Source organism: Duganella aquatilis (genome assembly GCF_009674565.1).
Taxonomy (GTDB): Bacteria; Pseudomonadota; Gammaproteobacteria; order Burkholderiales; family Burkholderiaceae_D; genus Rugamonas; species Rugamonas aquatilis.
Genome location: NZ_WKJL01000007.1, coordinates 14,157 through 27,137, shown reverse-complemented (window position 1 = coordinate 27,137; position 12,981 = coordinate 14,157). Strand labels below are relative to the sequence as shown.

9 protein-coding genes are annotated in these 12,981 nt (G+C 62.8%); 5 read left to right on the top strand and 4 right to left on the bottom strand.

The window, feature by feature from the left end:
• Window positions 1-114: 114 nt before the first annotated feature.
• Window positions 115-3,072 (top strand): sensor histidine kinase, encoded by a 2,958-nt coding sequence (locus tag GJ698_RS11810; protein ID WP_166454854.1) that lies wholly within the window; start codon window positions 115-117, stop codon window positions 3,070-3,072.
• A 7-nt stretch (window positions 3,073-3,079) separates the two neighbouring features.
• Here the strand turns inward: GJ698_RS11810 and GJ698_RS11805 are convergent, their stop codons facing one another.
• On the bottom strand, window positions 3,080-4,480 hold the full coding sequence (locus GJ698_RS11805) for an aminotransferase-like domain-containing protein (RefSeq protein ID WP_154357826.1): 1,401 nt from the start codon (window positions 4,478-4,480) through the stop codon (window positions 3,080-3,082).
• A gap of 86 nt (window positions 4,481-4,566) precedes the next feature.
• Here GJ698_RS11805 and GJ698_RS11800 point away from each other — a divergent pair, with 86 nt between their 5' ends.
• The gene (locus GJ698_RS11800) at window positions 4,567-4,803 is read left to right on the top strand and encodes a hypothetical protein (RefSeq protein ID WP_154357825.1); all 237 of its coding nucleotides are present in this window, start codon (window positions 4,567-4,569) and stop codon (window positions 4,801-4,803) included.
• Between the two features lie 178 nt (window positions 4,804-4,981).
• Here the strand turns inward: GJ698_RS11800 and GJ698_RS11795 are convergent, their stop codons facing one another.
• Genes GJ698_RS11795 through GJ698_RS11785 form a run of 3 tightly spaced genes read right to left on the bottom strand, consistent with a single transcriptional unit; the run spans window position 4,982 to window position 6,299 of the window.
• On the bottom strand, window positions 4,982-5,659 hold the full coding sequence (locus tag GJ698_RS11795; protein ID WP_154357824.1) for a DMP19 family protein: 678 nt from the start codon (window positions 5,657-5,659) through the stop codon (window positions 4,982-4,984).
• A complete protein-coding gene (locus GJ698_RS11790; protein WP_154357823.1) occupies window positions 5,652-5,927 on the bottom strand; it encodes a hypothetical protein in 276 nt (91 codons plus the stop codon). Before GJ698_RS11790 ends, GJ698_RS11795 begins: the two co-directional genes overlap by 8 nt.
• Before the next feature lie 9 nt (window positions 5,928-5,936).
• Window positions 5,937-6,299, bottom strand: a complete 363-nt coding sequence (locus GJ698_RS11785; RefSeq protein ID WP_154357822.1) for a VOC family protein — start codon at window positions 6,297-6,299, stop codon at window positions 5,937-5,939.
• A gap of 150 nt (window positions 6,300-6,449) precedes the next feature.
• On the opposite strand from GJ698_RS11785, the gene GJ698_RS11780 reads away from it, so the two are divergent.
• The 3 genes from GJ698_RS11780 to GJ698_RS11770 all read left to right on the top strand — a co-directional run bounded on the left by GJ698_RS11780 (window position 6,450) and on the right by GJ698_RS11770 (window position 12,981).
• Window positions 6,450-8,096: a SulP family inorganic anion transporter gene (locus tag GJ698_RS11780; protein WP_154357821.1), complete on the top strand. Its 1,647-nt coding sequence runs from the start codon at window positions 6,450-6,452 to the stop codon at window positions 8,094-8,096.
• Between the two features lie 86 nt (window positions 8,097-8,182).
• Window positions 8,183-10,747 (top strand): ATP-binding protein, encoded by a 2,565-nt coding sequence (locus tag GJ698_RS11775; protein ID WP_154357820.1) that lies wholly within the window; start codon window positions 8,183-8,185, stop codon window positions 10,745-10,747.
• Window positions 10,748-10,797: 50 nt separating this feature from the next.
• Window positions 10,798-12,981 carry a two-component system response regulator gene (locus GJ698_RS11770; protein WP_154357819.1) on the top strand — a complete coding sequence of 728 codons (2,184 nt, stop codon included), beginning with the start codon at window positions 10,798-10,800 and terminating at the stop codon, window positions 12,979-12,981.

Below are 12,981 nucleotides of genomic sequence, written 5' to 3'. Positions count from 1 at the left end.
AGACTCACGCATTGTCACCTGGAATCGCTGTTGTTTTGCAGTCACTTACCATATCGAGGCATGTGCGATTGTTGTGGACAATCTAAACTCGTGGGTTTGCGATTAGGAATGTTCATGCGTCTATCCCACTGGCCATTGGCGGTCGGCTTGCTTTCACTGCTGTGGTGGCCATGTGCGCATGCGCTCAATCCAGATCTCCGGCTCGAACAGCTCAATCACGCCAGCTGGACGCAGAAGGAAGGCGTACCGTCCGATATCACGAGCATGGCGCAAACCCCGGACGGTTGGCTGTGGCTGGGCACGCGCGGCGGGCTATATCGGTTTGACGGCATGACGTTTGAACGCTATCCGCTCAAGGGCAGCCGCGTTTATAAACTGCACGCGGCCGATAATGGCGATCTGCTGATCAGCTTTGTGCCGGACGGCCTGATGGTTCTGCATGCGGACGGCAGCAGCACCCAATTGCCGCCTCTCCCCAATCAGCTGGGAACATTCCGCGCCATGACGCTGGACCGCGATGGGGCGATCTGGGCCATTAACCTGAACGGGCTGTACCGGTATGCCCAAGGCCGATGGCAGGTGATGGCCAGCGGTGCCGAATGGGCGGAATCCACCCAGAGCCTGGTGGTGGATCAATACGGTCGCTTGTGGATTTCCAACAGGCAGGCGCTGTACCGCCATGACCGTGCCACGGACAAACTGGTGCGGGTGGAGGGCGAGGGTATGCAAGGCGGCTTGCTGCAATCGCCCGATGGACGTTTGTGGATCAATGGTAATGACGACCGCGTGCGACTGGTGCCGATGCCGCCGCTCGGACAGCATGCGCAGCGGCTGCCCTCATTTAACCAGGGCTCGGCGCGCAGCGCCGGGCAATTCGACCGCGATGGCAATCTCTGGGTGCCACTTTGCCCGCGCGGCATTTGCCGAATGGCCCGCGCCGGCGACCAGCGCAGCGGGGCGCTCGATCCAGAGCACGAGGCCACGGATCGTCTCGACCAGTCCTGGCAACTGAGTGACCTGGGCACGCGTGGCGTGCTGGAAGACCGGGAAGGGAATGTCTGGATTTTCACCAAGTCAGGCATCGATCGTTTTCGCGAAAACAAGCTGATCCCAGCGCATATGGTTGGCGTCGCCGGCGAGCTCAATGCCGCCAGCGATAATGCGGGCAAGCTATGGGTGGCCGACGGGCAGATGCACAGTATCTGGACCATCGGCGCCGACGGCATCGCCGTCCGCGACCCGCAACGCTCGGGCACCTCGGTCGCGACGGATCGCGACGGTGCGATCCTGATCGCAGGCAACCGCTATATCGAGCGCATCTACCAGGGCCAGTCCAGCCGCATTGCATTCCCCGAACGGGACGGCAAACCGGCCGATATCAGCGTGGTAGGCATGTTCGACGACGGCAAGGTATTATGGGTGATCTCCATGCAGGCCGGCCTGATGGCATGGATGGATGGCCGATGGCGCGATCGCAAGGAGTTCAACATCCCCCCGCGCATTTATATGCTGGCGCCGGGCGGTCCCGGCCAGATGTGGCTCAGCAATAACGACGGCAGCCTGAAGTTGTTCGACAACGGCAAGCTCACCCCTTACGATATTGCGCTGGTGGGACAGGAGTCGGGCATCTTTCCCGGTCCGCAACTGGTGGCGGCGGGCGAGCGCGGTATTGCGGTCCTGCGCGACAACAAGTTCGTCGCCCTTGGATCGGCCGGCGTGGAGGCCCTGCGCAACGTCAGCGGCATGGCGGTGACGGCCGATGGCGACCGCTGGTTGAATGGCGCGCGCGGCCTGGTCCACATCCGCCGCGAAGACTGGGACGCGTCGGTGCGCCAGCCCGCGATTCCGCTGATATACGAACTGTTCGACTCGCAGGAAGGCTATCCGGGCCAGGCCACCCTGGACAATCGTCAGCCGTCCGTGTACGACATGGGCGGCGGCGTGCTGTGGCTGCGCGGCAGTGGCGGCCTGGTGCGGCTTGATACGGCCAAGCTGCGGCCCAATCCCGTCAAACCGGTGGCGCAACTGCTGCGCGTGAATGTCGACAACCGCTCTTATCCGGCAACATCGCCCTTGCGCCTGCCGCCGGACACGCGCAGCTTCAACATCCAATATACGGCGCCGGGCCTGCGCAAGCCGGAAGGCATGCGCTTCCAGTACAAGCTCGACGGTGTCGATCCGCAATGGCAGGACGCCGGCAGCCGTCGCGCCGCCTATTACACCAATGTGGGACCGGGCCGTTACACGTTTAGCCTGCGCGCCGTCAACGAGGATGGCTTGGCCGGCACGGCAGTGGCTCCACTGCAGCTGGAGATCGCGCCCACCATCGTGCAAACCTGGTGGTTCCAACTGGCGTGCGTGCTTGCCGCGATGCTGGCGGTATATGGCGTGTACCGGTATCGCCTGAGCAAGGCGACAGCGGCTATCGCGCGGCAGCTGGAAGTACGCATGGACGAGCGCGTACGCATCGCCCGCACCTTGCACGATACCTTCCTGCAAAGTGTACAGGCGCTGATCCTGCGCGTATACACGGTGCTGACCAAGCTGCCCGAGGACAGCGAGCCTCGCATCAAGCTTGAATCGATTCTTACACAGGCGGAGCAGGCGATTAACGAAGGCCGCGATCAAGTGGAGCAACTTCGTAGCGGTCGCGATCTCCGCGAACAAATCGAAGGATGCGGCAACGCGATGGCCGCATTGCACGAAGGCGTTACGTTCAACCTGGTATCCGTCGGCCTGCCGCGTCGGCTGGCGCCGCCGGTGCAGGAGGAGCTGTGTGCCATTGCGCAGGAAGCGCTGGGCAACGCGTTCCGGCATGCGGCCGCCAGCCAGATCACGGCGAAGCTCGAATACCTGCGCGACGGATTGGCGCTGAGTATTGCCGATGACGGTTGCGGAATCGACGACGCCCAATTGCGTCGCCGTATGGATGAGCGCCATTTTGGCATGGTCGGCATGCATGAACGCGCCAAGCGGGTGGGAACGGTGCTGGAGGTTGGCAGCGCTCCTGGCAAAGGCACCGTGGTCGCCATCAAGGTGCCGGGCGAGCTGTGCTATGTCGCCGATATGTAAGGATGAGTTAAACCACGGCAGCGCTGAACGCCTCGGGCCGCCGCGCAAGCAGATGAGACAGCCGTTGAAGACCTGCCTGCAAGCGTCCACGGTCCTTGATGCTTCCCAAGGAGATCCGGATGGCATTCACGGATACGTTGCCGGTTGCGAAGGCCTCCGCCGGCGTGACAGCGATCCCCTCGCTGTCGGCGGCACGCGCAAGCTGCGCGGAGTTCCAATACGCCGGCAATTCCAGCCATACATGCAGGCCGTCGCCGGCGCCGCTGTAGCGTCCCGCCAGAATGTCCCGCGCCATGCGGTGGCGCAGGCGCGCCTCCTTGCGTACGCCTTCCATCAATCCGTCGGCCGAACCGTCGAGTATCCACTGCGTAGCCAGTGCGGCCGTTAGCGGAGCGACCATCAGCGCAAAGGATCTGAGCGCGACCAGGAAGCGTTCGCGCTCGTGCGGGTCGCGTATCAGCACGAAGGCGACACGCAGGCCGGGCGTCAGGCATTTCGACAGGGTGGAGATGTAGTACACCTGTTCCGGGGCCAACGTGGCAATCGGTGGCGGCGGCGCTTCGGCGAGCAGCCAGTAGGGATCGTCCTCGACGATGCGTACATTGCAGCGCTGCGCGATGCCGGCAAGCTCCTTGCGCCGGCGTTCCGGCATGGTGATGGCGGTCGGGTTCTGCAAGGTCGGGTTGAGGAAGACCAGTCCGGGCTGGTGTTGGCGGCATGCCTTCTCAAGCATCTCCGGCAGCATCCCGTGCTGGTCCGCTTCCACCGGAATGATGTGGCGGCCGAATTGGGTGGCCGCGGAACGCAAGCCGGGATAAGTCGTTGGCTCCGCCAGGATCACGTCGCCAGGCGCCGTCAGCGCCAGGATCAGGGCGGCGATCGCCGCTTGCGCACCCGGACAGACAAGCACTTGTCGCGCATCCAGACGTCCGAACATCGGTTCGAGCCACTTGGCGCCCGCCTTGCGGTCGGAGTCGCTGCCGCCGGCCAGGTGGTAAGTCATCAGCAATTCACTGTCTGCCCGCATCAGGACTTGGGACAAACCTTGCTTCAACATATCGTCGAAGTCGACGCCATCCGGCGGCGGCGGGGTATTCATGCTCAGGTCGAGGATTGAGGTCAATTCGACTTTCGGCGCCGCCACGTACGTGCCGCGCGCACCGCGGCCCTCCAGCAAGTTGCGGCGCCTGGCTTCGTCGTATGCGCGCGTGATCGTCGTCAGGTCGACGTCCAGCTGTGCCGCCAGCTGGCGCTGCGGAGGCAGACGGTCGCCTGGTTGCAGCGATCCGGCTGCCATCGCCGCCTGCAGCGCGTCCGCAATCTGCAAAAAACGTGGCCCGCCGTGTAGGGCCAAGCGTGGCAGCCAGGTTGGCAAATTTTCGTCTTGTATGGTTTTTAACTGGGACATTTTGTCTCAATGTATGGAAATTGCTTTTAAGTAGTATGCCATACAACGTGCAGCAACTCCTTAAATAGACTGGAAAACACAAAATCATGGATTGGATCCCTATAGTCTTCGTTGCATTCAAGGCTCTCGTGCTTGGCACGGGCATGTTCTACGCCATCAAGTGGCATTACGATCAAGGGCGGAAGGGGAGGGTGGCGGAGCGGCGCGCAGTGCTGCGCGCGAGCGGCAAGATCGCCGCAATCTTCGTGCTGTCGCTGCTGGGCCTGGGAATCGTCACCTACGTCCTGATCAGGACGCTCGGTATGGACTTGACCTTCCCGTGACGGCAAAGAATAGGCGGCCGATGCCGCCTACGCCTGGGCAAAGGTCTGACGCATAATTTCTATGTCGTAGGCGAGCAACAGGTCTTCATGCCGCTGGTATAACCAATTGAACATTGTGTGATGAATGTGTTTGGATGCTAAGGGTGACTTTGGTCTGCAGATTCAACAGAGTGAAAATTCAGGTTGAACCCGGCGAAAGAAATTGCTCTTCGTGGGATTGAAGGAATGTGGCTCGCAATGTTCTGAATTTCTCCGCACAAGAACAAAATTCATCATTGAATTTTGAAAGTTCACTCTTGGCATTTGATTCAGCGTACGCGGCAAACCCGTCCCCCTTCTTGCGTTCCCGGTATGTGGGACTCTCCTCAACAGCGACGATAACTGCTTGTTCAAATATGTCAGCAGCTTCTCTGGCTTGAAGTTCGCGAAGTGCTGGGACAATTAACTCTGCCATGTCGAAAGACAGGTTCCAAAAGAATTGATGAAGTCCACCGTTCATGACTTCTACTTCAACAATAAACGACAGGTAAAAAAGCTGTAGTCCACGAGGCAGTAAGCGCAGCGCAGCTAGCCGGTCTGTGGAATTTGAAAGCTGGCGTTCTACATACTCGTAAACAGCTAAGTCCAGGTCTTCACCGCTCAGCACGCTTAACGCTTCGGCGGAAATCTCTGTCAGGGTGGGCCTCGGTGGGCGAGCGTCGGCCTCAGTTTTCATTTTGGCGAATGCTTCCCGTACTTCAGGGGGAAGTGAGGCAAAAAGTTCCTCTTGAATGGCTAGCAATTCCGCTGGTGATTTCGTGTGGAGGTTATTGCTTACCTCCATCAATTCATCGAGAGACATTTTTTTGTTAGCCATGATAATCAATATCTCCGCAAGTGCCGTCTATTTCCTGAAGGTGGTCGGCAGGCTGGGACTGAAATTGCGTGCCGTGCTCGCGGGCCAGGTACAAAGTCAGGTAGGCGCCGAATAATGGCACCAGCAATATGAGCGCGGTTTGCCCCCATCGCTGCGCAGGCTCGTAGAACGACGAGGTGAATACTTTTCGTATGGCGTATGCATCGAGGGCAAGCGCTACCGTAGCCAACGCTATGAAGAACCATGCGGTCAAAGAAAGTGTGCCCATATGCGTTTGTTACAGTTCCTGGCCGAACATGATGCGGTGGCCGTCGATGGTGCGGATGCCGAACTCGCGCATGCCCCACGGTTTGTCGGCAAGTTGCTGGGTGAACTCTACGCCCGCTGCCTGGTATTCGGCAAACAGGGCGGCGGCGTCCGAGACCGTCACATAGCCATACCAGGAATGGTCGCCCAACTGCGCTGGGGGAAGGGCGTCCGTGCACTCGCCCAGCATGAGGCGGAAGCTGCCTCGGGACAGAAACGTCCAGCCCGGTGCGGTGAAGTCGATGGTCAGGCCAAGAACGGCGGTGTAGTAGTGCGTGGAGCTGGCCAAGTCGAGAACCGCCAGCGTGAAACGGACATCGGTGAAGTCGGACATGGTTTTCTCCGCTGGCGCATAAGGGCTTTCACGACAATACAGTAAATGAATGTTTTAAAATTTGCAACTCGCGTTATACGTTTATCGAATGAGCTAATTTGGTAAACGCATTTAAGGTAAACTGGCGTCTTTCTGTACAGTGGAACAACGATGCTGCAATGGCTGAAGCACTACCGGCGTGACCAACTTCCCGGCGACCTCAGCGCCGGGCTGGTGGTGGCGATGATGATGATCCCGCAGGGCATGGCTTATGCTCTGGTGGCGGGGCTGTCGCCGGTGGTCGGGATTTACGCCAGCATCCTGCCGCCCATCGTCTACGCCCTGTTCGGCAGCAGCATGACGCAGTCGGTCGGCCCGATGGCGATCATTTCGCTGATGACGGCCGCCGTGATCGGCCCGCTGGCGGCGCCGGGTTCCGCACTGGCCGGCGTGCTGGCGGCGCAGCTGGCGCTGGTGTCGGGCGCGGTGCTGCTGCTGTGCGGCCTGCTGCGCATGGGCTTCCTGGCCAACTTCTTTTCCCGTCCGGTGATGAGCGGCTTTACCGTCGGTTCGGCGCTCGTCATCGCTTACGATCAGATTCACACCTTGCTGGGCGCGGAACTGCCGCACGTGCACGTGCCCAGCGCCGCGCTGGGCCTCGGTTCGCTGCTGTTGCTGGTGCTGGCGCGCCAGTACTTGGCCGGGCTGCTGAAGCGCTGCGGCCTGTCGCCGGCGGCGTCCGATGTCTGCGCCAAGCTGGCGCCGATGCTGGTGGTGCTGGGCGGTATCGCGCTGATGGCTTGCACCGGCCTGGCCGGGATGGGCGTGCGCACCACCGGCGCCGTGCCTGCCGGCCTGCCGCATCTGAACCTGGCGTCGTCGAGCGCGCACTGGCGCGTCTTGCTACAACCGGGGCTGCTGATCGGTTTCATCGTGTTCCTGATGTCGATGTCGGCGGCGCAGTCGCTGGCGCTGAAGCGCAATGAGAAGCTGGTCAGCAACCACGAGCTGATCGGCCTCGGCGCGGCCAACGTGGCCAGTGCGCTGTCCGGCGGCTTTCCGGTGACGGGCAGCCTGTCGCGTTCCGCCGTCAACTTCGCGGCCGGCGCCAACACGCCGCTGGCCAGCTTGATCACCGCGGCGCTGCTGGCCTGCGCGCTGATCGCGCCCACCGGCTGGCTGGCGCTGCTGCCGCTGCCGACGCTGGCCGCCACCATCATCGTCGCCGTGCTGGGCATGCTGGAACTGGGCATCCTGCGCACCGCCTGGCAGTACGACCGCGGCGACGCGCTGGCCTGGGGTGCGACCTGTCTCGGCGTGCTGGTGATGGGCGTCGAGGCCGGCGTGGTCATCGGTGTCGCGCTGTCGATGGGGACGCTGATCTGGCGCGCCAGCCGGCCGCACATCGCGGTGCTGGGACGGATTGCCGGCAGCGAGCATTTCCGCAATATCGAACGCTATCCGGCCGAGACGCAGCGGGAACTGCTGGCGCTGCGCATCGACGCCAATCTGTTCTTCGGCAATATGGAGTCGGTGACCCAGCGCATCGAATGCGAACTGGCCACGCACCAGAGCGCGCGCCAGCTGCTGCTGGTGATGTCGGCGGTCAGCTCGATCGACACCACCGCGCTGATGGCGCTGGCGGAACTGAACCAGAGCCTGAAAAGGCGCGGCATCGGCCTGCACCTGGCCGAGGTGAAAGGCCCGGTGATGGATCGTCTACGTAATAGTACGCTGCTGCAGCAATTGAACGGCAAGCTGTTCCTGAGCACCGCCAATGCATGGGATCAATTACATAACATCAAGGATGTTGCTTAGGCGCAAATATGAATAGACTTCACGCTGGATTGAACCTATGATCTAAGTCGTTACAACGCAGATTAACCCCAAAGAATGGTTTGCCGATGTTGGTTCGACTTGCACGCCGTATTGGAAAAGTATCGATCGCCGTTTTCGTCAGCGTGACGCTGACCGCCGTGGTCACACTGGTGCTGACCACGTTTGCGCTGTACTTTTATCAGGTGGAACGCGCACAGCGCTGGGAGCAGCTGCGCAAGACCCTGGCCAACAGCGCCGACGAGCTGGCCGCCGCCGTGGCGCTGCCGGCGTGGAATTTCGACGAGACGCAAATCGTCACCATCATGAAGAGCGGCTTGAGCAACCGCGACCTGTACGCCAGCGCGGTGGCGCCGGCCGCCAGCACCCATCCATTCATCCTGAGCCGCAACGAAGAGGCGCAACTGGTGCCGGCCGAGCGGCTGCCGTCCGATCCCGAACTGCTGTCCGAGCAGCGCCCCATCGTCGCCGGCGGTCAGAACATCGGCACCATCACCGTGTACGCCTCGCCGGCGGTGCTGATCGAGCAGCTGCGCCAGCGCCTGTACACCATCGCCGGCCTGATTTTCGTGCTGGACGTGACGCTGGTGCTGAGTCTCTATCTGCTGCTGTGGCAGCTGATCCTCAAGCCGCTGACCAATATCGAACGCTACGCCGCCAGCGTCAAGGCCGGCCAGAACTCCGGCGCCGCGCCGCCGCGCGACTGGTACACCGGCGAACTGCGCACGCTGAACGCCTCCATCCGCGACATGGTGCGCCTGATGGAAAGCCGCTACGTCGCCATGCACGCCAGCGAGGAACGGTTGCAGATCGCTTCCAGCGCCGCCGCCATCGGCATCTGGGACTGGAACATCGTCACCGGCCAGATGGTGTGGGACGAGCAGATGTACCGCCTGCACGGCATGGAGGGCGAGAAGCTGGAAAATCCGTTCCAGATGTGGCGCAGCATGGTGCACCCGGACGACGCCATTCCGACCGAGATGCTGTTGCAGCAGGCGCTCAACGGCGCCGCCGAATTCGACATCGAGTACCGCCTGATCTGGCCCGACGGCTCCATCCATTACCTGAAGGCGGACGGCATGACCTTCCGCGACGGCCAGGGCCACGCGATGCGCATGGTCGGCGTCAATTACGACGTCACGGCCAGCCGCACGGCGGAGCAGGAGCTGGTGCGCCACCGCGTCCACCTGGAGGAACTGGTTGCCGAGCGCACCAATGCGCTGTCGGTGGCGGTGCGCCAGGCGCAGGCGGCCAACCGCGCCAAGAGCACCTTCCTGGCCAATATGAGCCACGAGCTGCGCACGCCGCTCAATTCCGTGATCGGCTTCTCGCGCCTGATGGCCGACTCGAAGAATATGCTGCCGGAAGAGAAGCGTAACCTGGCCATCATCCACCGCTCCGGCCAGCACTTGCTGACGCTGATTAACGACATCCTGGAACTGTCCAAGATCGAGGCCGGCCGCGCCGTGCTGCAAACCGAAGTGGTGCACGTCAACGACATGCTGCAGGAAGTGATGGACATGGTCAGCATGCGTGCGGTGCAGACCGGCGTCGAGCTGGTGCTCGACAGCGTCGGCCTGCCGGTCAGCGCGCGCGTGGACGGCACCAAGCTGCGCCAGGTGCTGCTGAACCTGATGTCGAACGCGGTCAAGTTTACCGCGCAGGGCAAGGTCACGCTGAAGGTGCGCGGCGTGTCGCGCAACGGCCATTGCGAGCTGGCCTTCGCCGTCATCGACGACGGCCCCGGCATCGCCGAGGAAGACCAGTTGCGCATCTTCGAACCGTTCATCCAGGCCGAAGGCCCGGGCGCGAAGGAGGGCACGGGCCTGGGCCTGACCATCTCGCGCGAATTCGTGCAGCTGATGGGCGGCACGCTGGCGCTGCATTCCACGCCGGGCCACGGCTCGACCTTCTACTTCACCGTCGCCGTGCAGGTGGCCGACGAAGCGCCGGTCATCGACCAGGACGAAGTGGCGGTGCTGGAACCGCAACAGCGCCGCCGCATCCTGGTGGCGGACGATAACGCCGACGGCGGGGCGCTGATGGAAAGCCTGCTCAAGCCGCTGGGCTTCGACGTCGCCGTGGTGGGCGACGGCGTGCAGGCGCTGGCCATGGTCGATGTGTGGCAGCCGGACCTGGTGTTCATGGACTGGCGCATGCCGGCGCTGGACGGCATCAGCGCCACGCGCCAGATCCGCGCCAACCGCGAAGGTCCGCAGCCGAGCATCGTGATGCTGACCGCGTCCGCCTTCGCCGAGGAGCGCGAGGAAGCGCTGGGCGCCGGCGCCGATGAATTCCTGCGCAAGCCGGTCGAGCAGGACCAGTTGTACGCGGTGCTGGAGCAGCAGCTGAATTTGCAGTTCGTGCGCCGCCACCGGGCCGCCGCGCGCCAGGCGCCGCCGGAGCCGCTGAACCGCAATGACCTGCGGCGCCTGGATCCGGAACTGCGCGGCGACCTGAAGACCGCCGTGCAGGAGCTGAACCTGGCGCGCGTGGCCATGCTGCTGGAACCTTTGCCGCCGGCGCTGGCCGACGTCGCCGAGCGCATCGCGCACATGGTGCAGCTGCACCAGTATCCGCAGCTGTGCGCGTTGCTGGACGAGGCGGGTAACGAATTGGAACCTGCGGCCTGACCAGTATATGATAGTGAAATGTAGCAGCTAAATCAGGCGAGAGACTTTACATGCATCGGGATTTGTCGGAACAACACACCAAGGGCGAAGTGCTGATCGTGGAAGACACGCCGGCGTCGCTCAAGCTGCTGAGCGACCTGCTGACCGAGGCCGGCTACTACGTGCGCCAGGCGCCCAACGGCGAGCTGGCGCTGTGGACCGCGCAATCGCGGCCGCCGGAGCTGATACTGCTCGACGTGCGCATGCCCGGCATCGACGGCTTTGAAGTGTGCCGCCGCCTGAAAGCCAATCCGGAACTGAACCAGGTGCCGGTGATTTTCCTCTCCGCCCAGCATGACACCGACGACAAGGTGCGCGGCTTCGAACTGGGCGCGGTCGACTTCGTCGCCAAGCCGTTCCAGGCCGAGGAAATCCTGGCCCGCACCGATGCCCACGTGCGCCTGGGCCGCGCGCAGAAAGCGCTGGCCGAGGAGCGCGCGCTGCTGGAACAGCGCGTGGCCGAACGCACCGCCGAACTGGCCAAGGAAGTCGAGCAGCGCCGCGCCAACGAGGAGTTCCTGCGCCTGGCCAGCCAGGTGTTCGAGGCGACCCAGGATGCGATCGTGGTCACCGACCGCGAGGCGCGCATCGTCGCCACCAATCCCGCCTTCACGCAGATTTCCGGCTACACCGCCAAGGAGGTGCTGGGCCAGAACGTGGGGCTGCTGCATGCCGGCGAGCTGGATCCTGGCTCATTCGATGCGCTGGTGCAGTCGGTCGTCACCAAGGGCCACTGGTCGGGCGAGATCCTGGCGCGCCGCAAGAACGGCGAAACCTATCCGGGCCTGTTGAGCGCTTCCGTAGTGCGCGACGCCGACGGCCACGTGATCAACCACGTGGCGGTGTTCATGGACATCACCGAGCGCAAGGCCGAACAGCACCTGATCGATTTTCTCTCCAATCACGACGCGCTGACCGGGCTGCCGAACCGCCTGCTGGCGCGCCAGCGCTTTACCCAGACGCTGAACACCGCCCGCCGCGAAGGCCGCTGCGTGTCGGTCATGTGCCTGGACCTGGACCGCTTCAAGAGCATCAACGATTCGTATGGCCACGACATGGGCGACAAGGCGCTGCAGGTGGTGGCCAAGTATTTGAGCGAAACCGTGCGCGCCGACGACATCGTCACCCGCCAGGGCGGCGACGAATTCCAGATCATCGTCGCCGACGATGCGCAGCTGAGCGCCACCATGGCCCTGGCGCAGCAGATCCTGGCCGGCCTGCGCAAGGAACTGGTGATCGACGGCCAGCAGATCACCGTCACCTCCAGCATCGGTATCGCCGTCAGCCTGACCGACGGCGACAGCTTCGATGAACTGGTGCGCAACGCCGACACGGCGCTGTTCCGCGCCAAGGAAATCGGCCGCGACAACTACGCCCTGTTCACCGAACGCATGGACGCGGAAATCCGCGACAAGCTGGCGATCCAGGGCCAGCTGCGCGGCGCCATCGCGCGAGACGAATTCGAGGTGCATTACCAGCCGCAGGTCTGCCTGAAAACCGGCGCCATGGTCGGCGCCGAAGCGCTGCTGCGCTGGGATAACGCGGTGCTGGGCAAGGTGCCGCCGAACCGCTTCATCCCGCTGGCGGAGGAATATGGCCTGGTCAATTCGATCGGCGAATGGGTGCTGGAAAGCGTGTGCGCGCAGATGAAGGTGTGGCACGATCAGGGCCTGGGCAAGATCAAGGTGGCGGTCAACCTGGCGGCGGGGCAGTTCGCCAACGACGCCACCGTGCCTTACGTGGAAAGCACGCTGCGCAAGTTCGACGTGGCGGCCGAGTACCTGGGCCTGGAAATCACCGAAGGCACGGTGATGGGCGATCCGAACAAGGCGGTGGCGGCGCTGCGCCGCCTGAAGGACATCGGCGTCAGCATCTCGCTGGACGACTTCGGCACCGGCTATTCCAGCCTGAGTTACCTCAAGCGCTTCCCGATCGACGTGCTGAAGATCGACAAATCCTTCGTCGACGACGTCACCACCAACAGCGACGACGCGGCGATCGCGCTGTCGGTCATCTCGCTGGCGCACAACCTGAATATGCGGGTAATCGCCGAAGGCGTGGAAACCCGCGAGCAGGTGCAGTTCCTGACCGAGCGTGGTTGCGACGAGATGCAGGGCTATTTCTTCAGCCGTCCGCTGAACGCCGAAGGCTTTACCGCGCTGCTGCGCGAGCGCCGCAATCTGTTGACCATGTAA